This window comes from Pseudomonas sp. PDM19 (assembly GCF_014852215.1).
Taxonomy (GTDB): domain Bacteria; phylum Pseudomonadota; class Gammaproteobacteria; order Pseudomonadales; family Pseudomonadaceae; genus Pseudomonas.
The window spans coordinates 1,085,766-1,109,880 of the sequence record NZ_JACVBG010000002.1; the positions used below are offsets into that span (position 1 = coordinate 1,085,766).

The window sequence follows — 24,115 nt, forward strand, 5'->3', positions numbered from 1 at the left end:
GTTCGCCCGGTTTGCAAAATGCCAGTACGGCATAACCCGCCAGGGGCGGGAGCTTGCCGAGGATCAAGAGGAATGTGTGTCTAATTGAGACCACCTCTCGTTCCGACGAGTGGGATGACTTTCTGCGACGCGAGGCCGCAGGCCGGTAGCCGGTCCATCCCTGAAAATGACTACAGGGGTCGCCTGGGTTCACTCGAATGAACCCAAGGTGGCCGACAAGGCCATAAGCGGCTTTGATGAAAGGGCTGCGGCCCGGGAACTATTTGCATGTCGGATTTGCACGATCTCTTCCTCACCTGCCCGAAAGGGCTCGATGGCCTGTTGCTGGAGGAAGCCCAGGCGCTCGGGCTGACCGAGGCGCGCGCCCAGGTTTCGGCCATTCGCGGCAAGGGCGACCTGGAGACGGCCTACCGCCTGTGCCTCTGGTCGCGCCTGGCCAACCGTGTGCTGCTGGTGCTCTCGCGCTTCCCGGTGAGCAACGCCGAAGACCTCTATCTGGGCGTCAACGCCGTATCCTGGAGCGACCACCTGGATGCCGGCGGCAGCCTCGCGGTGGAGTTCAGCGGCAAGGGCTCGGGCATCGACAACACCCACTTCGGCGCGCTGAAGGTGAAAGACGCCATCGTCGACAACCTGCGTGCCGAGTTCGGCAAGCGGCCGACCGTGGACAAGGTCAACCCGGACATCCGCGTGCACCTGCACCTGGATCGCGGCCAGGCCGTGCTGTCGCTGGACCTTTCCGGCCACAGCCTGCACCAGCGTGGCTACCGCCTGCAGCAGGGCGCCGCGCCGCTGAAGGAAAACCTCGCCGCTGCGGTCCTTATCCGCGCCGGTTGGCCGAAGATCGCCGCTGAAGGCGGCGCATTGTCTGACCCGATGTGTGGCGTTGGCACCTTCCTCATCGAAGCCGGCCTGATTGCTGCCGACATCGCGCCAAACCTCAAGCGCGAGCGCTGGGGCTTCAGCAACTGGCTGGGCCATGTGCCGGCGATCTGGAAGAAGCTTATAGAGGAAGCCCAGCAGCGTGCCGAGGCGGGCCTTGCCAGGACTCCGCTGTGGATTCGCGGCTATGAAGCCGACCCGCGCCTGATCCAGCCGGCGCGCAACAACATCGAACGCTCCGGCCTGGCCGAGTGGGTGAAGATCTACCAGGGTGAGCTGGCCACTTTCGAGCCACGCCCGGACAAGGGCCAGAAGGGCCTGATCATCTGCAACCCGCCCTACGGCGAGCGCCTGGGTGATGAAGCGAGCCTGCTGTACCTGTACCAGCATCTGGGCGAGCGTCTGCGCCAGAGCTGCCTGGGCTGGAGCGCCGGCGTGTTCACCGGCGCGCCGGAGCTCGGCAAGCGCATGGGCATCCGCAGCCACAAGCAGTACGCCTTCTTCAACGGCGCTCTGCCGTGCAAGCTGATCATGCTCGAGGTGGAGCCGCGCCAGTTCGTGACCGGCGAGCGTGGCGAACGCAGCGATGCCGCTCCGGCTCAGGGCGCCGCCGTGATCGAACAGGCTCGCCTGAGCGAAGGCGGCCAGATGTTCGCCAACCGCCTGCAGAAGAACGTCAAGGCGCTCGGCAAGTGGGCGCGCAAGGAGAAGATCGAGTGCTACCGGGTGTATGACGCCGACATGCCCGAGTACGCTCTGGCCGTGGACCTCTACCGCGACTGGGCTCACGTGCAGGAATACGCGGCGCCCAAGTCCATCGACCCGGAGAAGGCGCAGATCCGTCTGCTCGACGCGCTCGCCGCGTTGCCGCAGGCGCTGGGCATTCCCACTGAGCGCATCGTGATCAAGCGTCGCGAGCGCCAGACCGGCAAGAAGCAGTACGAACGGCAGAACGCCGAAGGCCGCTTCATGGAAGTCGAAGAGGGCGGCGTGAAACTGCTGGTCAACCTGACCGACTACCTCGACACCGGCCTGTTCCTCGACCACCGGCCGATCCGCCTGCGCATCCAGCGCGAGTCTGCCGGCAAGCGCTTCCTCAACCTGTTCTGCTACACCGCCACGGCCACCGTACATGCCGCCAAGGGCGATGCGCGCAGCACCACCAGCGTCGACCTGTCGAAGACCTACTTGGACTGGGCGCGGCGCAACCTGTCGCTCAACGGCTTCTCCGACAAGCAACGCCTGGTGCAGAGCGACGTCATGGAGTGGCTGCGCGAGGACCGCGGCGAATACGACCTGGTGTTCATCGACCCGCCGACCTTCTCCAACTCCAAGCGCATGGAAGGCGTTTTCGATGTGCAGCGCGACCACGTTGAACTGATCGACCTGGCCATGGCGCGACTGGCCAGGGGCGGGGTGCTGTACTTCTCCAACAACTTCCGCAAGTTCGAACTGGATGAAGGGCTGGCAGCGCGTTACCAGGTCGAGGAAATCAGCGCCCAGACGCTGGACCAGGATTTTGCCCGCAACAGCAAGATCCACCGCGCCTGGCGCATCAGCGTACGTTGAGGCCCGAGCGGCGCGCGGCCTGGGCCGTGCGTCGTGCCAAAGCTGGGCAAATGGCCATCGGCTGCTATAAAAACTGAGTCACCCTGAGAGTTGGGAAAGCGCATGACTCAGTTGCCGGCCTATGAGCAGTTGCCCGCCGCTCAGGGAGTCGCCAGCCAGAAGAAGGCCCTGCGTGCCGCCGGCGTCGTGCTGGTGGCTGGCCTCTTGCTGACGGCGCTGCTCGGCTGGAGTGTGTGGCGCAACGCCCGCACCTTTCTGGAACAGCAATTTTCCCTCGCCGCCAACGAGCGGATCGAGCGCGTGCGCGAGCGGCTATCGAATCAGCAGAGCGAGCTGGAGTCGATCCAGCGCTTCTTTGAGAACTCCACGAACGTTTCCCGTGAGGAGTTCGAGCACTTCGTCAGCCCACTGCTGGGCGACACGCTGGGGTACGCTTGGCTGCCGCGCGTGGATCAGCGTCAGCGCGACGCCTTTGAAGCCCGCGCCCATGATGCCGGCATGCTCGATTACATGCTTTTCGAGCTGGACCTGCAGGGCCAGCCGATTCCGGCGCAGGTGCGCGAGCGCTATTTTCCCGTCCTCTATGGTGCTTCCGAGTATCTGGAGGAGATGCCCCTGGGCCTGGATCTGAACTCGACCCTGCCGGGGCGTGAGTTGACCCAGCGTGTGATGAAGACGCGCTCGGTGGCTGCCTCGATGCCCGTGGTCCTGCCTGGTGCGCCGCCGGCGGACTCCACCGGCCTGCTGCTGGCGGCGCCACTCTATCGCAGCAGTACGACGCCCAGCCCGACAGCCGAAACCCGCGTCGGAATCCAGGGCATCCTGCTGGCGGCGATCAGCTACCGCCTGCTCATCGAACAGGGTTCGGAAGCGCGCGGTGAGCAGCTGGCGCTGACACTGCGCGATGCCGGCGACCCGCGTCCGGATGTGCCGTTGTATCGCAGCCAGGTAGCGGCTGATCAGACGGCAGGACTGGTTTCCGAGCGACACCTGCCTTTTGCCGGTCGTGACTATCTGGTGCGCGTCGAACCTTCCAGCGACTTTCTGCGGCGCAACCAGGGGCATCCGCAGCTCTGGGTGGCGTTCGCGGGCGGGCTGACTTCGCTGTTGCTGGCGGGATATGTGCTGGCACTGCTGGGCCAGCGCCAGCGGGCCTTGCAGCTGGTGGACGAGCGCACCGCCGAGTTGCGGGCCAACCAGCTGGAGCTGCAGGAGAATCAAGCGCGCCTGCACTTCGCCATGGACAGCGCCGGCCACGGTGTCTGGGACTGGAGCCTGGATACCGGCAACGTGTTCTATTCCCATGCCTGGAAGGCCATGCTCGGCTACCGCGACAGCGAGGTGGGCACGACCACCGACGAGAGCCTGAGCCGGGTCCATCCTGATGACAAGGACGTGCGCTGCGAGGCGCTGCGACGGCATCTTCGCGGCGAATCCTCGCTTTACCAGAGTGAGCACCGGCTGCGCTGCAAGAGTGGGCGCTGGCTCTGGGTGCTGGATCGCGGTCAGGTGGTCGAGCGCGACAACGATGGTTCGCCGCGACGCATGATCGGCACCCAGACCGACATCAGTTCGCGCAAGGCTGCCGAGCTGGAGCTGGGCGAGGTCAACAGTCGCCTGCACGGCCTGCTCGATGCGGCGACCCAGGTTGCCATCGTCTCGACCGATCTGCGTGGCTTCGTGCGCAGCTTCAATGTGGGCGCCGAACGCATGTTCGGCTACAGCGCCCAGGAAGTGATCGGGCGGCCGGTGCCGGAGAATGTCTTCGTCAGGGACGAGATCCGTCGCCGCGCGCAGGACCTGTCGAGCATCCTCGGGCGCGAGATTCGCGGCTTCGACGTCGTCGGCGCCCTCGTGGGCGAGGGGCACGAGGAGCACGAGTGGACCTGCGTGCGCCGTGATGGCCGGCAACTGAAGATCAACCTGATCATTACCGGTGTGCGCGATTCGGCGGGCAACACCACGGCGTATCTGGGCATCGCCACTGACATTACCCGGCGCAAGGAGGCGGAGATGGAGTTGCGGCGCCTGTCGGTCACCGACGCACTGACGGGCATCCACAATCGCCGCTATTTCAAGGAGCAACTGGATCAGGCCATGGCGCGCTGTTCCCGCAATGGCGAGCCGTTGTCGCTGGTGATGTTCGATATCGACCACTTCAAGGACATCAATGACCGCTTCGGCCACGAGGCGGGCGATATCGTGCTGGTCACCCTGTGTCAACGCATTGCGCAGCGCCTGCGCAAAGTCGATGTGTTCTGCCGGATCGGTGGCGAGGAACTGGTGGTGCTCTGCCCGGGAAGCACCACGGACCAGGCCTGGCTACTGGCGGAGGCGCTCTGGAAGGCCTTGCGCGGGCAGCCGATGGAGGGTGTCGGCGTGGTGACGGCAAGCTTCGGCGTTGCCTCCTGGAGCCCCGGCGAAAGCGCGGACGACCTGATGCGCAAGGTGGACCGCGCGGTGTATCGCGCCAAGCGGCTGGGGCGGGATCGTCTGGAGAAGGTCGAAGCCTGATGCGAAAACCCCGGCCAGTTGGCCGGGGTTCGCGTGGGGATCAGTGCTTGGTGCTGCTGTAGAGGTCCAGCAACACCTGGTCGAGGATCGACGAGGCCCCCCACGGCCGGTTGCTGTTGAGGATGGCCACTACGACCCAGGTGCGGCCGTTGGCGTCGCGGCTGAAGCCGGCGAGGGCGCGCACGGTGTTCAGGGTGCCGGTCTTCACATGGGCTTCTCCGGCCATGGGCGTGCCACGCAGGCGTTTGCGCATGGTGCCGTCCTTCGCCACGATCGGCAGCGAGGAGATGTACTCCGCGGCGTAGGGGCTATGCCACGCGGCCTGGAGCATGGCCGCCATTTCGCGGGCGCTGACTCGCTCGTCGCGGGACAGGCCCGAACCGTTCTCCATCACCAGGTGGCTCGCGGTAATGCCCTTGCGCGCCAGCCATTGGCGGATCACCCGCTGGGCAGCCTGGGCATCGTCCGCGTCGGCACCATTGCGATACTGGCGGCCGACTGACAGGAACAGCTGGCGGGCCATGGTGTTGTTACTGAACTTGTTGATGTCGCGGATGATTTCCACGACGTCCGGAGACATGGCGCGAGCCACCAGGGTGGCGTTCTTCGGCACGGTGCCTTCGCGGTCCTTGCCGAGGATGCTGCCGCCCAGCTCCTGCCAGATGCCGCGCACGGCGCCGGCTGTGTAGGCAGGGTGCTCGAGCAGGGACATGTAGGTCTGGGCGCTGCAGCCCTGGGGAATCTGCCCGGTGGCGACCAGCGAGGTGCCGTCGAACTGGGTCACCGGGTTGAAGCGCAGCTTCGGCCAGGCGGGGCAGGCTGCGGCCTTGCTCACCTGGATCTGGTTGTCGATGCGCACGTTTGCCAGCGGTGGGTCCATCAGCACGGTGGCCTTGCTGCCTTCGGTGCGGATCACCAGTCGCACGCTCTTCAGGTTGATCATCAGCGAGTCCGGGCCGACCAGGAACGGCTTGTTGTCGTCGCCGCCGTCGTCGTTGAAGACCGGCAATTGCGGGATGTTGAAATAGCTGCGATCCAGCACCAGGTCGCCGGTGACCTTGTTCACGCCGTTGGCGCGCAGGTCGCGCATCATCAGCCAGAGCTTCTCCAGGTTCAGCTTCGGATCGCCGCCGCCCTTGAGGTAGAGGTTGCCGTTGAGGGTACCGTCCTTGAGCTGGCCGTCGGTATAGAACTCGGTCTGCCACTGGTAGGTCGGGCCGAGCATTTCCAGGGCAGCATAGGTGGTGAACAGCTTCATGGTCGACGCCGGGTTCACCGAGACGTCAGCGTTGAAATAGGTGGCGTTGCCGGGACCTTCCAGGGGAATCATCACCAGCGACAGGGCGTCGTCGGTGAGCTTGCTGGCCCTCAGCGCCTTCTGTACGCGCTCGGGCAGGGTGGAGTTGATCTGGGCAACGGCCGGCAAGGCGAATGGCAACAATGTAGCGAGAGCGAGGACACGCAGAGACTTGAACATAGAAAAGATGACATCCCAGTGGTCGGGCATTGACTTGAAAAAATGAAAAGATGAAGCGCAACACTACAGATGAAATACTCCCTGTTGGACCGGGAGCTGCGGCACATTATGCCGCAAGCCGTTCGAGGATGCGCTGGCCTTCGGATGCCAGTCGTCTCGGAGAGGTTTGTCGAGTCATTGTTCGTGCAAGTCCCGGATATGTTCCGGACACACCCGTGCATCGAGCGGCGAAAGCCCTCCTGAGGAGAGATTCAGATGGCGACCCATCGTTCCCGTCGTTTACGCAAGAAGTTGTGTGTCGATGAGTTCCAGGAACTCGGCTTCGAACTGAGTTTTCTGTACAAGGAAGGAACGAGCGAAGAGGCTATTGACGCATTCATCAAGCGTTTTGCAGGTGTCGCGGTCGAACCCAACGACCTGGTCTATAGCGGTTGCGACGAGTACGGGTTCATCTGCCTTGCTCGGCGCGGCTCGGTGAGTGCGGAGCAGCGCGAGTTGATCGACGGATGGCTCAAGCAGCAGCCGGAGCTCGCAGGTTTCAGTCTCAGCTCGCTGATCGATGCGTGGTACCCGGACCAGCCAGTCAATCTGCCCGCATCCTGAGTCTGAGGCTCTCGTCCGCTGCCAGGGACTCCATCAGCGCCCACTCATCGAGTGGTTTGGACAGGCAGGCCAGGACGCGTAGTCCCTGGTCGCGGAGGGTTCTGCGCAAGGCCTGCAATTCATCGGCATCTCGGCAACTCAGGAAGACTGCGTGGCGAATATGACCGGCTTCGGCCAGTTCGCCGAGCAGTTCTATGCCGTCAGTGTCCGGCAGGTTGATATCGCAGAGCAGCAAGTCGAAAGGTTCGTTGCGACGTGCACACTCCTCACGCGCTTCACTGGCATCGAGAGCGGGCGTCAATCGGAAGAATCCCAGTCTGTTCAATTGCATTTGCGTAGCGATCAGTTGGAAGGGATGGTCTTCGACTATCAGGATGCTGAATTTGTTTTCCTGCACGTAAGAAACTCCAGGCTGTCAGGGGGATCGACAATTGCAGTTGATAAGTTTGGTGCTTTCCATCTTCGGTGTGTCGATCGATATGCAGCTTGATTGCCGATGGGTAAGTTGATGAGTCAATGTGTCGGGCTGGTTACCTGGTTGAGTGAGTTTTAAGTTTTCCGGCGAAGGGCTTTCTTGTGCTTGTTTATTCTGGGTAATTATTTGGTTCTACGATTTGATCTTGTTCGGGATGTTCCATGTTTATCCTGATTGCTGAGGTTTACTGAAGAGGGGTTGAATTAACTGTTCAGTGTTCGATAGCTGATCTGTCTGGCGAGGGGAAGAGGCAGGGTGCTTGTCAGACGGCGGCCGACAGAAAGTGTGATCAAGGGCAGCGTTGGAGGAGTGCGTCAATGACTGCGGCCAGGCTGAGCTATGGCTAAATAGCTGATCTAGAGCGGGTGGTGTAGTTTCAATGGCTGCCGGGAAGGCGCGCTGATCCCGCGGGCGGAGTGATGGAGGGCGGGTCGCGAGGAAGGCTCAGGCTCCTATCGAGCGTTCGGTAGATGGGATAAGCAGCGATAGGGAAGCGAATTGTCAGGAATCGTGGTCAGATTTTCGCTCGTCTCTCATCAGAAATTCCTTGCCTATTTTGAGGTGACGTCAAAATATTTAAGGTTACTTGTAGGAATTATTTAGATGTTGTGTAGGAAAGCCCTCTAATGGTCAATATTGAGGGTGGGTAATCTCGACAGCGCTGGCTCTGCATATATCTTACCGAAGGACATTTTTAAGAAGGGTCTGAGGGAGGAAGCTGATGAGCAAAGTTCTAATTGTCGATGATCACCCAGTCATTCGCATGGCAATGCGTGTGCTGCTGGAAAAGGAAGGCCATGTCATCGTTGGTGAAACCGACAATGGCGTGGACGCGCTTTCGCTTGTCAAGGACCTGATTCCCGACCTGGTCGTTCTGGATATCGGTATTCCCCGGCTTGATGGCCTGGAGGTGATCAGCCGTATCTCTGCCTTCGAGCTGCCACTCAAGGTGCTGGTGCTGACCGGGCAGAGCGCCTCGCTGTTCGCCATGCGCTGCATGCAGGCGGGTGCATCAGGCTTCGTCTGCAAGCAAGGCGGTTTGTCCGAACTGATCAGCGCCGTCAACGCTGTGGTCGCCGGCTACAACTACTTCCCCAGCACGGCGGTGCGCCAGACTCGTCGCAACAATGGACAGATGGACGATCAGGAGCTGATCCAGCGCCTCTCGGATCGTGAGATGGCTGTCCTCCAGTACCTCGCTAACGGTTATTCGAACAAGGAAATCTCCGAACAGATGTTCATCAGCAACAAGACGGTCAGCACCTACAAGACCCGGCTGCTGCTGAAGCTCAATGCTCATTCGCTGGTTGACCTGATCGAGTTCGCCAAGCGGAACGCGCTGGTCTGAGGTGTTTGATGTGCCGCTTCCGCTTCATCGTCAGTGTGTTGCTACTCGTCTGTTGCGGATGGGTGATGGCGGAGCAGCACGATTGGACCTCGATCAACCTGCTGGCTCGTTCGGGCGACGAGCCAGTCAAGGTGCAACTCAGCGACTCCGACTGGCACTGGCTCAGGGACAAACGTACGCTGCGCCTGGGCGTGACCGCACCCGATTACGCCCCGTTCGATATCACCAGCAGCGGCACGGACCTTGAGGGCATCACGGCCGACGTCGCAGGAATCATTGCCGACTCGCTCAATGTTCGAATTGAAGTACGACGTTATCCTGACAGGGATGCCGCCGTGGCCGCGCTGTCTCGCGGAGAAATCGACCTGTTGAGCCGTGCCACGGGGTATGAGGCTGCGCGACCGGACGTTGTGCTGTCCGTACCGTACTTTTCCAACCAGCCGGTCATCATCGGGCCGGAAGGCACGCGTCTGGAAAGTAGTGAGCAACTCGCCGGCAAACGCATTGCGGTGGTCACCGACTACTTCCCGGCAAATGATCGGGACAGGTTCCTGGCCGGCGCCACTGTACAGAGCTATCAGTCGGTGCGCCGTGCACTGGAAGCGGTTGCTTTCGGCCAGGCGGACCTGTTCGTCGGCGATGCCTTCAGTGCGCAGTACCTGATCAGCCAGGCATACCTGGCCAATCTCAAACTGCTCAACTTTGCCAGCTTCAACGGCCAGGGTTTCAGCTTTGCACTGAATGCATCCGATCGGACGTTGCTGGACATCATCGACCATACCCTGAATGCGATTCCGCGACAGGGCGAGACGGCCATTCAGCGTCGCTGGAGTCCGGGCGGAAGCAGCCCCATTGCCGGCCAGCGCCTTATCCTGACGCCTCAGGAGCAACGCTGGGTGGACCGTCACCCGCGACCGAAAGTCGTGATCGATCAGGCGTTGGCTCCTGTTTCGTTCTTCGATGCCCAGGGCCAGTTCCGCGGAATCGCTGCCGATTTGCTGGAGCTGGTCCAGAGCCGAACCGGGATCGAGTTTGATGTACGCCCGCAGGCCAGCGTCACGGCGATGCTGGAGCAGGTGCGTACGGGCAAGGCCGACGTGATCGCGGCGCTGACTCCAACGGCGCAGCGCGAGGAATGGCTGAGTTTCACACGTCCCTACATGACCGCATCCTTCGTTGTCTTGGTTCCAGAGGGGAGCGACTGGTTGCACAGCCTGGGGGATCTCGATGGCCACACTGTCGCCGTCCCCAGGGGCTCGGTCATCGCGGACTTCATGCGTGCCCGCCACCCTCGGGTGAAACTGCTGGAGGTCGAGAACAATGTCGACGACCTGTCCATGGTCAGTGAAGGCAAGGTGGACGCCGGCATTCACCTGTTGTCGTCGGCCAACTACCTGATCTCCCGCTATTACCCGGACCTCAAGATCGCCCTGGCCCTGGACCGCGAGCCCGGACAGTTCTCGCTGGCGGTGTCACAGTCGGACCCGGAGCTGCTCAGTATCCTGAACAAGGCGTTACTGGCCATCGCGCCCGAAGACCTGAGCAATATCACTACCCGCTGGTCTGCCAGCGTGGACAGGCCGGACAGCGTCTGGCAGGGCTACCGCAAGCAGTTCATCCAGCTTGCCTGGGCGGCAGCGCTGGCATTGCTCATCGTGTTGCTGTGGAACGGGTGGCTCTGGCGCAAGGTGCGCCGGCGCCGGGATTCGGAGAAAGAGCTCAGTTACCGCCTCGAATTCAAGCGTGCATTGATCGATGGTATTCCTCAGCCGGTGGCGGTACGTGATCGTGAAGGGCGGCTGGTTACCTGCAATATCGGCTTCCTGAAGGAAACCGGAATGCCGCGCGAGTCGGTGGAAGGTTCCCGCGTCGTCGATTACCCCTGGCTGCAGGCGCCTGACGCGCTAGCGTTGCAGTTGATTCATCAGCAGGCCATGGAGCAGGACGGGAAAGTGGCCTCCGATCTGGTCCTGCAGATTCACAACGAAGTTCGGGAAATACATTACTGGGCGACTCCCTACCGTGGGTCGGGTGGTGATATCTCCGGGGTAGTCACGGGCTGGATCGATGTCACCGAGCGCGAGCGGCTGCACCACCAGCTGGAAGCGGCGAAGGAGTTGGCCGAGGAAGCCAACCGCGCGAAGAGTACCTTCCTCGCTACCATGAGCCATGAAATTCGCACGCCGATGAACGCGGTGATCGGCATGCTCGAGTTGGCGCTCACCCGCGCGGATCAGGGGCATTGGGAGCGGGAGCCAGTCGAGGTGGCTTACGACTCGGCGCGTTCTCTGCTGACGCTGATCGGCGACATCCTCGATGTGGCCAAGATCGAATCCGGGCGTCTGACGCTGATGCCGGAGCGCGCCCACCTGCGCGAGTTGGTGGAGTCCGTTGCGCGCGTGTTCGATGGGCTGGCGCGGCAGAAAGCGTTGGAGCTCAGGATGGAAATCGAGGCGGAAGCCGCCTGTGACGTGCTGATCGATCCCTTGCGGTTCAAGCAGATTCTGTCGAACCTGGTCAGTAACGCCATCAAGTTCACCGACTTCGGGCATGTGAAGATTCGCGTCTACGGCGAGCGTGTCGCCGGCGAGCGCCTGGCCCTCGAGGTCAGCGTGCAGGACAGTGGGATCGGCATTTCCGAGGATGAACAGCGCCAGTTGTTCGAGCCTTTCAGCCAGGTGGCCCGCAGTGGCGATGCCAGTCGAGGTGGTACGGGGCTGGGGCTCACCATCTGCCGCAAGCTGGCGGAGATGATGGGCGGCACCGTACGCATGGAAAGCCGTCCCGGCGAGGGCACCACGGTCACGGTGCGCCTGTTGCTGCAGACCCTGGAAAGCCTGCCCGAATGCGAAGTTGGGCCGGCCGTGATGGTCCCGAGGACCGCCCATTCGCTGAAGGTTCTGGTGGTCGACGACCATGTGGCCAACCGGATGCTGCTGACCCAGCAACTGGAGCATCTGGGGCATCAGGTCGAGGTCGCCTCCGACGGCTCCCAGGCACTGCAGCTGTGGCATCCGGGTGACTTCGATCTGCTGATCACCGACTGCAATATGCCGGTGCTCAATGGCTATGGCCTGGCTCGGCGGGTTCGCGAGCTTGAAGCGGAGATGGAAGCCGAACCCTGTGTGATCTTCGGGTTCACCGCCAACGCCCAGCCCGACGAGATCGAGAACTGTCGGCGGGCCGGCATGGATGACTGCCTGTTCAAGCCCATAGGCCTGGATAACCTGCGTGTGCGGCTGGATGCAGTGCCGAAGCTGTCAGCGGCTCACGACGATCAGGAATCTGTGGAGAAGCAGGTCGATGGCTTCGACCTGAAGCCCCTACGGGAGATGACCGGCGGAAATCCTGGCCTGATCCGCCGTCTGCTGGAGGAGTTGCACAGCAGCAACCGGATCGATATCGACCAGGTCCGGCCGCTCTGGGAGGCCGGCGACTGGAAGCAGCTTGCCGATCTGGCCCACCGTATGAAGGGCGCAGCGCGATTGGTCAATGCGGACACGCTCCAGGACCTCTGCAGCAAGCTTGAAGGTGGCTGCAAGGATGGTCTCGACAGCCGGGAGCTGGGCAACCGGGCACTGGCGGTGGAGCAGGCGATGGCGACCTTGCAGGACGATTTGCTGCAGCAATTGCGCAAGCTGGCCGCCTAGCCCGCGCGGCCGCTTCAGCTCGGGCTGGAGCGGCCGGTCATCTCGCGCGCCATCTCGGTGGCATAGCTGTCGGTCATCCCGGCGATGAAATCCGTTACACGCAAGAAGGAGCGATAGAGCGACCAGCTCGGGTCCGGCGCGTAGTGACTCAGCAAGTCGAGGATGCGCTGGTTCTTGAATGACGGCGTGCTCTGGCGGTGTTGCTCCAGCACGGCGCCGCAGAAAGAGTTCAGCAGGATTTCCAGGGTGGTGTAAGCGCCGATCTCGTGCAGGGTCTTGCGCTTGTCCTGGAATATCTTCTCTCGCGCCATCGCCTTCGCGCGTTGCACGCAGCGCTTGGCGGGGCCATGCATGTGCTCTACCAGGTCGCCTTGCAGGCTTCCCGCGAGCAGGGTCTTTTCCTGTTCGACGAACGCGCGGGCTGCGGCATTGGTCAGGTGTTCGATGGCCTTGCCGCGCAGAATCGCCATCTTGCGCCGGCGCGAGTCCTTCGGGCCGAGCTGGCGGTAGGTTTCCGGTAGATCGTCACCGACCAGGTCGAGCAGCAGCGCTTCCACTTCGCTGTAGTCGAGCAGCTCCATTTCCACACCGTCTTCCAGGTCGATCAGGCCGTAGCAGATGTCGTCCGCGGCCTCCATCAGGTAGACCAGCGGATGGCGCGCCCAGCGTTCATCTTCCAGCTGCGGCATGCCCAGTTTCTGGGTGATCTGCTCCAGCAGTGGCAGCTCGCTGCGGTAGCAGCCGAACTTGTGCTTCTTGTAGCCAAGAGAGTCGGCGTGGCGTGCTGTCCAGGGGTACTTCAGGTAGGTGCCGAGGGTGGCGTAGGTCAGGCGTGTGCCGCCGTCGAACTGGTGGTATTCGAGTTGGGTGAGGACACGGAAGCCCTGGGCGTTGCCCTCGAAGTGCAGGAAATCCGAGCGTTCCCCGTCGCTCATGCCATCCAGCCAGCCACGACCGGCAGCCTGCTGGAACCAGTGGCGGATGGCGTCTTCGCCGGAGTGGCCGAAGGGCGGGTTGCCGATATCGTGGGCGAGGCAGGCGGACTGGACGATCACGCCCATGTCCCCGGGGTCGCACCATTCCGGCAGGCGGTCACGAATGATCTCGCCAACGCGCATGCCCAGTGAGCGGCCGACGCAACCGACCTCCAGTGAATGGGTCAGGCGGGTGTGAATGTGGTCGTTGCTCGATACCGGGTGCACCTGGGTCTTGCGCCCCAGGCGGCGGAAGGCACCGGAGAAGATGATGCGGTCGTGGTCCTTGTGGAAGGCGCTGCGGCCGAGTTCGGCGCTGCTGTGCACCGGTTTGCCGAGGCGCTCCCGGGGGAGCAGGGTGTGCCAATCCATTCTTCTTTCCGCAATCCAGAGAGTTACCGGCAACGCTAGCCGTTCGCGCCGGCAATCTCAATCGCGGCGCTAGAGGCCTTCGGCGTCGATATCGATGAGCAGAAGGCGTCGACCCTGGTCGATGAACTGGCCGGCGGTCATGCAGTACTGGTTGGTGGTGGCATCGCGATAAGTGTTGGAGAGTGTCAGGCGACGCTCTTCCCAGCCCTCGGCGAGCAACTGGTAGAAGTAGGGGCGCCAGGACCAGTTGTGGCCCAGGTAGCGGCGGTTCTCCTTCCAGAACAGGCCGTTCCATTCCAGGTTCGGCGAAGTCTGGGTGCCGTGGCGGTCGCACTGGTAAATGCGTAGCAGACGGCTGAAGGAATCCGGCGCCGGCGGCAGGCTGCTGAGCATGGCGCCGCCTTCGGCCCAGGGGCGCAGCATGTTCATCAGTTCGGAGAGTTGCTGGCGCAGCTGGATGAGGTTGGAGCGCTCCTGCAGCTTGCGATGCACATAGTGGTCGCGGCGCTGGGCGAAGGCTTCGCGGAAGGCGTCGCTGGCAGGGAACTCCAGAGCCGGTTTGGCGAACAGGAAGCCTTGCACGTAGCGTGCGCCGCACTCCAGGGCGAAGTCCATTTCGTCTTCGGTTTCCACGCCCTCGGCGATGATCCAGCAGCCGGTCTTCTCCGCCATCTGCGCCAGCGCCTTCACCACTTCGCCACTGGGGCCGCCGCGGGCGGCTTCCTGGAACAGACGCATGTCCAGCTTGAGGATGTCCGGCTGCAACGCCAGTACGCGGTCCAGCTGCGAGTAGCCGGCACCGAAGTCGTCGATGGCGATGCGCGCGCCGGCATCACGGTAGCGAGCCACTACTTCCGGCAGGCGCTGGTGGGCACCGCCCAGTTCAGTGATCTCGAAGACTACGCGCTCCGGTGGTACGCCCTGTTGTTGCAGTTGCTTGAGGCTGGGCAGCGGCTGGTTCGGGCGCAGGCGGCTGATCCAGCGCGGCGAGATATTCAGGCTGAGGAACCAGTCCTTGGGCGCTTCGTGGATGCGGGCGAGGGCGGCGTCGCGGATCTGCCGGTCGAGACGGCGCAGTTCGGCCAGGCCGACTCGCGGGTTGAAGAACAGCGGGCCGACCGATTGCAGATCACCGTTGTCCTGGCGCAACCGGCCCAGTGCTTCGACACCGGCGATCAGGCCGGTCGCGGTGTCGATGAAGGGCTGGAAGCAGGCGATGGGTTGCCCGTCGATCAAGGGACACATCCTTAGTGGCGTGACAGGGAAGCGCTCGCGCGCAGCTCACTGTCACTTAGCAAGAATGTGGCCAGTCTAGACGTCAGAGGTGCGTCGAGGGGGCGGGCGGGTCCTTGGGTTCGGGCTTGCTGCGCATCTGCAGGAGGATCGGCAGCAGGGCGATCCCTACGCGCAGCAGCCGCACCCAGCGGCGTTTGCGGCCGAACAGCAGGGCAAGGGCTGCGGCGCCGCCAGCGCCCCACAGCGGAGTGCTGCCGCCCAGGCCACTGCGCAGGTTCTGGCCGAGATTGCGTGCCTGTTTCAGGGGTTGCAGCAGCAGTTCGCCTTCCTGGCGGATCTGCTGGCGCTGCATTTCCAGGCGCAGGCGGACGATCGCCTTGCGCAGTTCGGCGCGGGTCAGGTTGCGGGCGTCGGGCATTTCGCTCATGGCAACAGTCGCTCCCGGTCACGGGCCAGTTCTTCGAGGGTGGCGCTGAACGGCGAGCTTTCGTCGTTGACCAGCCTATGCAGACGCCAGGCGCAGAACAGGCTGCCGCCGACATAGAAGAGGCACAGTCCGATGGCGGCCTGCAAACGGTAGCTGTCCCAGAACAGGATCAGCACCAGCACCGACAGGGCGACCAGCAGGAGCAGAGCGAAAACCAGCGCCAGGCCGGCCATCAGCAGCATCTGCACGGTGCGGGTCTTCTGCTCCTGCAGCTCGATGCCGAGCAGTTCGACGTGCCCGTGCAGCAGGCCGAGGACCGCGGCGCCGAAGCGCCGCGGGGAAGGGGAGTTGGCCGAGGACTTCGGCCCGGCGTCCATTCCGTCGCTCATCGATCAGCGCCGGCTGACCAGCAGGCCGAGGAGGAAGCCGACACCGGCGGCGATACCCACGGCCTGCCACGGGTGATCACCGACATAGTCTTCGGTGGCGTCCACGGCGGCTTTGCCCTGGTCGCGCACGGAGTCCTTGGTGGAATAGATGGCATCGCGGGCGCGCTTGAGGCTCTCATGGATCTGCGCGCGCATCTGGTCGGCTTCGGCGCCAGCCAGGTCAGCCGAGCTCTGCAGGAGTTTCTCGGTGTCGCTGACGAGGGCCTGGAATTCGGCCAGGAGTTCATCCTTGGCGGCGTTCACTGCGGTCTTGCGAGGCATGTGATGCTCCTTGTGCGGGTTGAGGTTCCTAGTTTTCGAGCCCCAGGGTCGCTGGAAAGTTTCTCATAAATTCATCATGGGGCCGCTCTCGCGTGCGAGTTGAAGCCTAGCCGCTGAATGCTGCTCCGGTGGTATGCCGCTTGCATTTCTCTGGTGCGCATGGAGAGCTGAGCGCCCCATGGCGGGGCGTTCCCGGTGTCTGAAACGGCCGGGGATATGAGCTCAAACCACTGAAAAACATAAGGAAGTACAAGAAATTGCGAAGCTGGTCGGATGGCTTGTGAGCCATGCTGGTTCAGCGCTCGGCTCCTCTGTGGTGCGCCGCTGCTTCAGTGTGGTGCGACGCAGGGTCGCCGCGAGCCGTTTTGGTGCTTTCCCCTTGACCTCCGGGGCTGCCTGTAGCGATGGAAAACCTCAATAGTGCCGTAGAGACGCTGGTCCACGGTTCCAACACGCTGTTCCTCCTGATGGGCGCGGTCATGGTGTTGGCCATGCACGCGGGCTTTGCCTTCCTGGAAGTGGGCACGGTGCGCCTGAAGAACCAGGTGAATGCCCTGTCGAAGATCCTCTCGGACTTCGCCATCTCGACCCTGGCCTATTTCTTCATCGGCTACTGGATCGCCTATGGCGTCACTTTTCTGCAGCCGGCGGCGACGCTGGCGCACGAAAACGGCTACGCGCTGGTGAAGTTCTTCTTCCTGCTGACCTTCGCCGCGGCGATCCCCGCGATCATTTCCGGCGGCATCGCCGAACGTGCCCGGTTCGGCCCGCAGTTGTGCGCTACGGCGCTGATCGTGGCCTTCGTCTATCCGTTCTTCGAGGGCTTGATCTGGAACGGCAATTTCGGCTTCCAGGCCTGGCTGAAGGCCGAATTCGGCGCTGCCTTCCATGATTTCGCCGGCTCCGTCGTGGTGCATGCCTTCGGCGGCTGGCTGGCGCTGGCGGCGGTGGTTCTGCTGGGGCAGCGCAATGGCCGGTACCGCGAGGGGCGATTGGTCGCTTTCGCGCCGTCGAACATTCCGTTCCTGGCGGCGGGTTCGTGGATTCTCATTGTCGGCTGGTTCGGCTTCAACGTCATGAGTGCGCAGTCGCTGGCGGGCGCGAGTGGATTGGTGGCAGTGAACTCTTTGCTGGCGATGGTCGGCGGCACCGTGGCGTCGCTGCTGGTCGGTCGCAATGACCCGGGCTTCCTGCACAACGGCCCTCTGGCCGGACTGGTGGCGGTCTGCGCTGGTTCCGACCTGATGCACCCCATCGGCGCCCTGGCCACCGGCATGCTGGCCGGCGCGCTGTTCGTCTGGGCGTTCACCGCGACCCAGGTACGCTGGAAGATCGACGACGTGTTGGGCGTCTGGCCGCTGCACGGCCTGTGCGGCGCCTGGGGCGGCATTGCCTGCGGCATCTTTGGTCAGCAGGCGCTGGGCGGATTGGGTGGGGTCAGCCTGGCCAGCCAGGCGATCGGCACGCTGCTCGGTGTGGCGGTGGCTTTCGCCGGAGGCCTGCTGGTGTACGGCCTGGTGAAGGCGGCTGTGGGTATCCGCCTGACGAAGGAAGAGGAGTACTACGGCGCCGACCTGTCGATCCATAAGATCGGAGCGCTCAGCCAGGACTGATTGCTCCATGGTGAGGCAAAGAAAAAGCCCGGCAGATGCCGGGCTTTTTCGTCACGCCGCGGGAGTTACCAGAGCGGCATGGTGTAGCTGACGATCAGACGGTTCTCGTCGTAATCGTTGGTGTAGTTGGTGCGCATGGTCGCGTTGCGCCACTTCACGCCGAGGTTCTTCAGCGGGCCGTCCTGGAAGACGTAGGCGATGTCGGTGTCGCGTTCCCATTCCTTGCCTTCGCCGTCGGTGGTGATCAGGTCGATGTTGTCGCCTTTCACGTAGCGGGTCATGAAGGTCAGGCCGGGGATGCCGAGGCCGGCAAAATTGTAGTCGTAGCGCGCCTGCCAGGACTTCTCGTCCTTGTTGGCGAAGTCGCCGATCTGGATGTAGTTCACCAGGTAGGGGTCGGTGCCGTTGATGTAGGCGAAGCCGGTGTCGCCGCTCATCTTCTGGTAGCCGAGGCCGAAGGCGTGGTAGCCCAGGGCATAGGTGAACATGGCGTTGAGCGCCTTGTTGTCGACGTTGCTGCCGCCATCGTCATCGGACTTGGCCCAGCGGATGTCGGACTTCAGCGATTGCTTGTCGGCGATCGGCAGCACATGGATCAGGCCCAGGTAGTGCTGTTTGTAGATGTCTTCCAGGCCGCCGTAGTGGTAGCTGGTGCTCAGGCTGTCGGTCCACTTGTAGGTGAGGCCGCCAAACAGGAACTTGTTGGAGGTGAGGCTATCGCCGAGCTTGATGTTGCGCTTGCCGCCGCCGGTGATGGTCATGTCCTCGTAGTCCGAGGAATCGCGCTGGTTGACCTGGTACAGGCGACCGCCGTCGACGGTCAGGCCGTCAAGCTCAGCGGAGTTCAGGGCGAAGCCGCTGAAGGTCTGCGGCAGCAGGCGGGTGTCGTTGAACTGCACCACCGGCATCTTCGGCATCAGGGTGCCGCCCTTCAGGGTCGTCTTGGACGCACGCAGCTTGGCGGTAACGCCCAGGTCGCCGTAGCTGTCCTCGGCGCGCTTGTCGCTGGAGGAGCGCTGCAGCAGGCCGGTGCCGCTGCGGTCAGGCGACGAATCGAGTTTCAGGCCCAGGGTGCCCAGGGCGTCGACGCCGACACCGATGGTGCCGTCGGTGTAACCCGACTCATATTTGAGGATGAAACCCTGGGCCCATTCCTCGGCCTTGTTCTGGGCAGGGGCCGGGCTGTCCTGGCGGAAGTCGCGGTTGAAGTAGAAGTTACGCAGTTCGACGGTGGCCTTGCTGTCCTTGATGAAGTCAGCGTGGGCGAGTGTCGGAAGGATAAAGCTGGTACCCAGCGCGGCCAAAGCCACGGCACGGGCGATCGGGGTCTTGCTCATTGTTATTGTCTCCTCGAGCGCTTGGGGCAGTTTGATGATGCCGACTGGATCAGGGTCGGCATGTCAATCTGTTACAGCCTATCTACTAAATCATTACCGAATGTTGACGACTCTTAGACCTTAGTCGCTGATTAGTAAGCTGGCTATTGAAGCGCTGGGGGGCGGCGGGCGTGGCTTTCACTGAATCCAGTGGGGGTAGTAGCCGAGTTTGTCCTGCACCTGGGCATCGTGGGCGGGGACAACGGTGAGCTTTGGATAGGCAAGCATCAGTTCGTGGACGCGGGCCACTTCGGCCAGCGTCTGGTCGCGGTTGCTGTCCACCAGTTTGCGGCTGACCCAGAACTTCTCGCGGGGGCCGGTGAAGCCGGACAGGCGCCAGGTGGTGTCGCCGCTGAAGAAGTAGCGTCGGCCGTCGTCGAGGGTGATGAACAGCCCTACCGCGCCCGGCGTATGGCCGCTCATGGGCACCAGGACCAGGCTGCCGTCGCCGAACAGGTCGAGGCTGCGGTCGTAGCTCAGGAAGGGGCCGGAATCGAACTGGAAGGGCACCCATTTCACCGGATGGCGGAACTGGCTGGGGAACACTGCCGGCGGTTGGGCGATATGGGCGTAGTTGATTTCGTCATAGGTTGCCCAGACCGGGATTTCTGGGAAGTCCGACAGCGCCGAGGCGTGGTCCCAGTGCGCATGGGACAGGATGATCCGATCGATGGAAATACCACTGCCCTGCAATTGCTCGCGTGCCGGTTTCAGGCCTTCGTACTGGAACAGAGGCTTGTCCCACCAGGGCATGTCCTGCTTGAACTGTGCGTCCGCCTGGCTGCCCAGGCCGGTGTCGAACAACAAGGTGGCCGCGTGGTGCTGGATCAGCACAGCGGTGTGGTTCATCGGGACTTTCTCGGTCCAGTTGCCGCCGGCCACGGTGAACGCATCCAGGGTGGTGACACCGGAAGTGCGGATCAACGAGAAGCGCAGGTCGGCGGCCTGGACATTCAGGCAGGCGAGGGCGAACAGCCCGGCCAGCAGCAGGGATGGCAGACGCATCGGAGTTTCCTTTTCGGTGAGCGGAGGGACGCGCCGCCGTGCAAGCGGCGGCGTGGCCAGTCAGAAGAAAATCAGAAGGCGGGTTGCGCGACGTAACCGGGCAGGGCGCGCACGCGGGCCAGCCAGTCCTGCACATAGGGATAGCCGGATGGCTCCAGACCACCTTCCGTCGCCAGGGTGACGTAGGGGTAGACGGCAATGTCGGCGATGCTCGGCTTGTCCGTCTGCGCCAGCCAGCGGTGGTCGGCCAAAGTAGCGTCCAGCAACTCCAGTGCGTGGCGGCCCTTGGCCTGCGCGGCGGCCAGGTCGCCGGGGCGCTTGAACAGCTGGATCACCCGCGCCATCGCCAGGCCGTGCTGCACCTCGTTGGCCGAGAAGCTCAGCCAGTTGGCAATGCGCCCCTGGGTGACGGCGTCCTGCGGGTACCAGTGCGGCTCGGCGTACTGCCGGGCGAGGTAGGCGAGGATGGCGTGGGAATCGCCCAGGCGCAGTTCGCCATCCTCCAGCGCCGGCACCTGGCCGCGCGGGTTGATCGCCAGGAAGGCCGGGCGCTTGTGCGCGCCGGCCATCAGGTCCACCGGCAGCAGCTCGGCCTTCTGGCCAATAAGACCGAGGAACAGGCGAACCTTGTAGCAGTTTCCGGAAAGCGCGACGTCATGGAGTTTCATGGCGGGAGTCCTTTGCGATGTTGTTGTGGGACGGCTGCGGTGGAGTGGTGGAATAGATATTAGACAGACAGGTCTGTATAGTTCAAGCGAAATGACCGTCCGCTATTCGACCTGGCGCTGCCGCTCTCGCTCCCCACGGGCGCCGAGCCTCGCGCATAATGTCCGGTCAGGAGGTAATGCCATGGCATCCAGCAAACGCGAGCTGCTGCTCGCCACCGCCCAGGATCTGTTCTACCGCGAGGGCTATCACGCCACCGGTATCGACCGCATCCTCGCCGAGTCGGGCGTCGCGAAGATGACGCTGTACAAGCACTTCAAGTCCAAGGACGAGCTGATCATGGCGGCGCTGGAAGAGCGCCACGCCCGCATGGTCGAGCGCATGGAAGTCGCCGAACGCATCCTCGCGCCACGCGAGGCGATCCTGGCGGTCTTCGACGGCCTGCAGGAAGTGCTCAACGGCCCGGACTTCTGCGGCTGTGCCTTCATCCACGCCGCCGGCGAATTCCACGACCGCGAACACCCCATCCACCAGCAGGCCGCCGAGCACAAGGCCTTCCTTGGCCGCTTCTTCGCGGCCCAGCTGTTGCACCTGGGGGCGCCGGAGCCGGAAGCCCTGGCGCGCCAGCTGCAATACCTGCTCGAAGGCGTGCTGGTGATGGCGCACATGCAGGGCCCGGCGCAGCAGGGGCGAGAAGCCCGCGCCGTGGCCGACACTTTGCTCAAGCACGCCGGAGTCTGAACCCATGTCGCCAACCCAGGAGCCCACCTTGCCCCCGGAATGCCAGCTCTTCGGCACCCTTGGCTGCCATCTCTGCGAAGTGGCCGAGGCGGTGCTGATGCCCTTCGTCGAACACGGCCTGCTGGTCGAACTGGTGGATATCGCCGACCGCGACGAATGGGTCGAGCAATACGGCCTGAGCATTCCCGTGCTGCGTCGCTGCGATTCCGGCGCAGAGCTCAACTGGCCCTTCGACGCCGCACAGGTCGCCGCTTTCCTCGGCTGCTGAAGATTTCGGCGGCTTTCCCTCTCCTCAATCAACCGATGCGAGGCGCATTGCAATGAAGATCGGATTTCTCGGACTGGGCGGCATGGGTGCTGCCATGGCTGCCAACCTCATCAGGGCCGGCCACCAGGTCGTCGTGTGGAACCGCTCGCCCGGCGCCGCCGAGCCGCTGGTGGAACTGGGCGCGATCGCCGCTGCCACCCCTGTGCAGGCGTTCGATGTCGAGCTGGTGATCTCCATGCTGGCCGACGATGCCTCCACCCGCGCCGTGCTGCTCGACAGCGGTGCCCTGGCATCGGCCAGGGCCGGCCTGGTGCACTTGAGCATGGCCACGCTGTCCACCGCCTTCGTCGGTGAGCTGATCGAGCTGCACCGCGAGCAGGGCGTCGAGTTCGTCGCCGCGCCGGTATTCGGGCGCACGGATGTCGCCGCCGCCGGCAAGCTGAACATCCTGGTGGCTGGCCCCGAGGCGGCCATCGCCAAGGCGCAGCCGGTACTCGACGTGCTGGGGCAGAAGACCTGGCCGCTGGGCGACGACCCGCTGCGCGCGGTCGCGGTGAAGATTGCCGGTAACTTCATGATCGCCAGCGCTATCGAGGCGATGGGGGAGAGCGCGGCGCTGGTGAAGACCTACGGCGTGGCGCCGGGCGAGTTCATGGAAATCATGGGCAACACGCTGTTCAACGCGCCGGTGTACCGCAACTACGGCGCGCAGATCGCCGAGCAGCGCTTCGACCCGGCCGGCTTCCGCCTGGTGCTGGGGCTCAAGGATGTTGGCCTGGCGCTGTCGGCCGGGCATGAGCAGCGCGTGCCGCTGCCACTCGCCAGCCTTCTGCGTGACAATCTGCTCGAAGCCATCGCACACGGTGATGGCGAGCGGGACTGGAGCGCCCTGTCGCAGGTCGCGCTGCGCAAGTCCGGTCAGCTCTGATTCGCCCATGAAAAAGCCCGTCCTGGTGGACGGGCTTTTTTGTGCCTGTGACTACTTCTGGGGAAAAGTCGCAGGCAATAAAAAACCCGCCGTTAGGCGGGTTTTTCGGGATTTGGTCGGAGCGACTGGATTCGAACCAGCGACCTTCTCGTCCCGAACGAGACGCGCTACCAAGCTGCGCTACGCTCCGTTTGATGGCGCGCATTCTACCGAAAAACTTTTGATGCACAAGGGGTTAGCGAAAAATATTTGAAAAATCTTTTCGCCCCCGTGAAAACGCCAACGCCCCGCAGACCGCTCAGGGCCTGCGGGGCGTTTTCACCGCCGGGCGAATCAGAGGTCCTTGACGGTCCGTACCTGATCCTTGTTCACGCGGGCGGTTTTGCCATCCAGCTGTTCGAACTCATAGAAGCCGGATTCTTCGTCGTACTTGGGTTTGTCGACCGACTGAATCTCGCGTCCATCGTTCAGGGTGATGACGGACGGAGTGGAGCAACCAGCGAGCACGCTAAAGCCCAGGGCGAGCAGGAAGGCGGGAAGCATCCGTTTGTTCATGGGTGAATCTCCTGATGAGCGAACAAAAAAGTACGAAAAGTCTGACCGGGTGCCTTGCAGCATAGTTCCCGGAAAATTTTCGACTCTGTCGCTATCGGGCGTGATAGAGCAGCTCCGGGGTGTTCAGATTGGCCAGTCGCGGGTCGTTGGCCGGGCAATCCACCGCCTGCAGGCCGAGGTTCGAGAAAACATGGCGCGGGCTGCGGTCGCCCTGGTTCCAGGCTTCCTCTATCCGGGCGCGCAGCGCCACCGGGATGATGCTGAACAGCGGTTCCCACTGCGTGCCGCAGCGCAGCATGTGCACGACGTCCGGCGCTGCGGCCGATGCGCGCAGCAGGCGCTCAAGCAGGTCGGCGTCCAGCAGTGGCGCATCGCAGGGCAGTACCAACAGGTGGGTATGGTGCGCGCTGGCCAGGCCCGCGCGGATGCCGGCGAGCGGGCCGGGGAAGTCCGCACTGTCGTCCTGTACCAGACGGTCGGCGAAGCCGGCGTAGACGTCCGCGTTGCGGTTGCAGGAGATGATCAGGTCGTCGCTGAAAGGGCGGGCGAGGGCGGCGGCGTAGCTCACCAGCGGGCGGCCCTGCCACTCCAGCAGGCCCTTGTCCTGGCCGCCCATGCGCTGGCCGCGGCCTCCGGCGAGAATCAGGACGGAACAGAGGGGCAGCGGGGCTTGTGGCATGTCAGGGTCTCCGGGGCGGGCCTGTGATATAACACCGCGCATTCCAA

21 protein-coding genes and 1 tRNA gene are annotated in these 24,115 nt (G+C 63.3%); 9 read left to right on the top strand and 13 right to left on the bottom strand.

The genetic code is table 11. The features are described from left to right. Positions 1–267: 267 nt before the first annotated feature. Both rlmKL and IB273_RS13440 read left to right on the top strand, forming a co-directional pair. Positions 268–2,451 (top strand): bifunctional 23S rRNA (guanine(2069)-N(7))-methyltransferase RlmK/23S rRNA (guanine(2445)-N(2))-methyltransferase RlmL, encoded by a 2,184-nt coding sequence (gene rlmKL / locus IB273_RS13435; protein WP_081519408.1) that lies wholly within the window; start codon positions 268–270, stop codon positions 2,449–2,451. A gap of 102 nt (positions 2,452–2,553) precedes the next feature. After that, complete coding sequence (locus IB273_RS13440) at positions 2,554–4,965, top strand: diguanylate cyclase (protein ID WP_192224253.1); 2,412 nt, start codon at positions 2,554–2,556, stop codon at positions 4,963–4,965. A gap of 40 nt (positions 4,966–5,005) precedes the next feature. On the opposite strand, the gene dacB is transcribed toward IB273_RS13440, so the two are convergent. Next, positions 5,006–6,442: a D-alanyl-D-alanine carboxypeptidase/D-alanyl-D-alanine-endopeptidase gene (dacB, locus tag IB273_RS13445; protein WP_192224254.1), complete on the bottom strand. Its 1,437-nt coding sequence runs from the start codon at positions 6,440–6,442 to the stop codon at positions 5,006–5,008. A gap of 255 nt (positions 6,443–6,697) precedes the next feature. Between dacB and IB273_RS13450 the strand changes: the two genes are divergently transcribed. After that, positions 6,698–7,045, top strand: coding sequence for a YggL family protein (locus IB273_RS13450; protein WP_192224255.1), 348 nt, complete (start codon positions 6,698–6,700; stop codon positions 7,043–7,045). On the opposite strand, the gene IB273_RS13455 is transcribed toward IB273_RS13450, so the two are convergent. Further along, positions 7,026–7,442 carry a response regulator gene (locus tag IB273_RS13455; RefSeq protein WP_192224256.1) on the bottom strand — a complete coding sequence of 139 codons (417 nt, stop codon included), beginning with the start codon at positions 7,440–7,442 and terminating at the stop codon, positions 7,026–7,028. The two genes, IB273_RS13450 and IB273_RS13455, sit on opposite strands and share 20 nt — an antisense overlap. Positions 7,443–8,241: 799 nt before the next feature. Between IB273_RS13455 and IB273_RS13460 the strand changes: the two genes are divergently transcribed. After that, the gene (locus IB273_RS13460) at positions 8,242–8,868 is read left to right on the top strand and encodes a response regulator transcription factor (protein ID WP_081519413.1); all 627 of its coding nucleotides are present in this window, start codon (positions 8,242–8,244) and stop codon (positions 8,866–8,868) included. 65 nt (positions 8,869–8,933) lie between these two features. Then, on the top strand, positions 8,934–12,518 hold the full coding sequence (locus IB273_RS13465; RefSeq protein ID WP_225610159.1) for a transporter substrate-binding domain-containing protein: 3,585 nt from the start codon (positions 8,934–8,936) through the stop codon (positions 12,516–12,518). Between the two features lie 14 nt (positions 12,519–12,532). On the opposite strand, the gene IB273_RS13470 is transcribed toward IB273_RS13465, so the two are convergent. The 5 genes from IB273_RS13470 to IB273_RS13490 form a co-directional block, all read right to left on the bottom strand. Beyond that, positions 12,533–13,864, bottom strand: a complete 1,332-nt coding sequence (locus IB273_RS13470; RefSeq protein WP_081519415.1) for a deoxyguanosinetriphosphate triphosphohydrolase — start codon at positions 13,862–13,864, stop codon at positions 12,533–12,535. Positions 13,865–13,933: 69 nt separating this feature from the next. Next, a complete protein-coding gene (locus tag IB273_RS13475; protein ID WP_192224258.1) occupies positions 13,934–15,100 on the bottom strand; it encodes an EAL domain-containing protein in 1,167 nt (388 codons plus the stop codon). An 82-nt stretch (positions 15,101–15,182) separates the two neighbouring features. Further along, a complete protein-coding gene (locus tag IB273_RS13480) occupies positions 15,183–15,527 on the bottom strand; it encodes a hypothetical protein (RefSeq protein ID WP_151187766.1) in 345 nt (114 codons plus the stop codon). Then, positions 15,524–15,904 carry a phage holin family protein gene (locus IB273_RS13485; protein WP_192224518.1) on the bottom strand — a complete coding sequence of 127 codons (381 nt, stop codon included), beginning with the start codon at positions 15,902–15,904 and terminating at the stop codon, positions 15,524–15,526. The genes IB273_RS13480 and IB273_RS13485 overlap by 4 nt, the downstream gene beginning before the upstream one ends. Before the next feature lie 15 nt (positions 15,905–15,919). Next, positions 15,920–16,237 (bottom strand): DUF883 family protein, encoded by a 318-nt coding sequence (locus IB273_RS13490; protein WP_045211754.1) that lies wholly within the window; start codon positions 16,235–16,237, stop codon positions 15,920–15,922. 404 nt (positions 16,238–16,641) lie between these two features. Between IB273_RS13490 and IB273_RS13495 the strand changes: the two genes are divergently transcribed. Next, a complete protein-coding gene (locus tag IB273_RS13495; RefSeq protein ID WP_081519419.1) occupies positions 16,642–17,850 on the top strand; it encodes an ammonium transporter in 1,209 nt (402 codons plus the stop codon). 65 nt (positions 17,851–17,915) lie between these two features. Here IB273_RS13495 and IB273_RS13500 read toward each other — a convergent pair whose 3' ends face one another. The 3 genes from IB273_RS13500 to IB273_RS13510 all read right to left on the bottom strand — a co-directional run bounded on the left by IB273_RS13500 (position 17,916) and on the right by IB273_RS13510 (position 20,899). Beyond that, a complete protein-coding gene (locus tag IB273_RS13500; protein ID WP_081519420.1) occupies positions 17,916–19,187 on the bottom strand; it encodes an OprD family porin in 1,272 nt (423 codons plus the stop codon). A gap of 177 nt (positions 19,188–19,364) precedes the next feature. Further along, on the bottom strand, positions 19,365–20,231 hold the full coding sequence (locus tag IB273_RS13505; RefSeq protein ID WP_192224259.1) for an MBL fold metallo-hydrolase: 867 nt from the start codon (positions 20,229–20,231) through the stop codon (positions 19,365–19,367). 71 nt (positions 20,232–20,302) lie between these two features. Continuing rightward, positions 20,303–20,899 carry a glutathione S-transferase family protein gene (locus IB273_RS13510; RefSeq protein WP_192224260.1) on the bottom strand — a complete coding sequence of 199 codons (597 nt, stop codon included), beginning with the start codon at positions 20,897–20,899 and terminating at the stop codon, positions 20,303–20,305. Positions 20,900–21,080: 181 nt separating this feature from the next. Between IB273_RS13510 and IB273_RS13515 the strand changes: the two genes are divergently transcribed. From IB273_RS13515 to IB273_RS13525, 3 genes are read left to right on the top strand one after another with little or no spacing between them, the layout of a single operon-like run. Continuing rightward, the gene (locus tag IB273_RS13515; RefSeq protein ID WP_151187763.1) at positions 21,081–21,638 is read left to right on the top strand and encodes a TetR/AcrR family transcriptional regulator; all 558 of its coding nucleotides are present in this window, start codon (positions 21,081–21,083) and stop codon (positions 21,636–21,638) included. 28 nt (positions 21,639–21,666) lie between these two features. Continuing rightward, positions 21,667–21,906: a glutaredoxin family protein gene (locus tag IB273_RS13520; RefSeq protein ID WP_318652484.1), complete on the top strand. Its 240-nt coding sequence runs from the start codon at positions 21,667–21,669 to the stop codon at positions 21,904–21,906. 52 nt (positions 21,907–21,958) lie between these two features. Further along, positions 21,959–22,834: an NAD(P)-dependent oxidoreductase gene (locus tag IB273_RS13525; protein WP_192224262.1), complete on the top strand. Its 876-nt coding sequence runs from the start codon at positions 21,959–21,961 to the stop codon at positions 22,832–22,834. A 113-nt stretch (positions 22,835–22,947) separates the two neighbouring features. On the opposite strand, the gene IB273_RS13530 is transcribed toward IB273_RS13525, so the two are convergent. The 3 genes from IB273_RS13530 to mobA all read right to left on the bottom strand — a co-directional run bounded on the left by IB273_RS13530 (position 22,948) and on the right by mobA (position 24,068). Then, positions 22,948–23,024 (bottom strand) — tRNA-Pro (locus IB273_RS13530). 143 nt (positions 23,025–23,167) lie between these two features. Continuing rightward, a complete protein-coding gene (locus IB273_RS13535) occupies positions 23,168–23,389 on the bottom strand; it encodes a YgdI/YgdR family lipoprotein (protein WP_081519426.1) in 222 nt (73 codons plus the stop codon). 91 nt (positions 23,390–23,480) lie between these two features. Next, the gene (mobA, locus tag IB273_RS13540; protein WP_192224263.1) at positions 23,481–24,068 is read right to left on the bottom strand and encodes a molybdenum cofactor guanylyltransferase MobA; all 588 of its coding nucleotides are present in this window, start codon (positions 24,066–24,068) and stop codon (positions 23,481–23,483) included. Between the last annotated feature and the right edge of the window lie 47 nt (positions 24,069–24,115).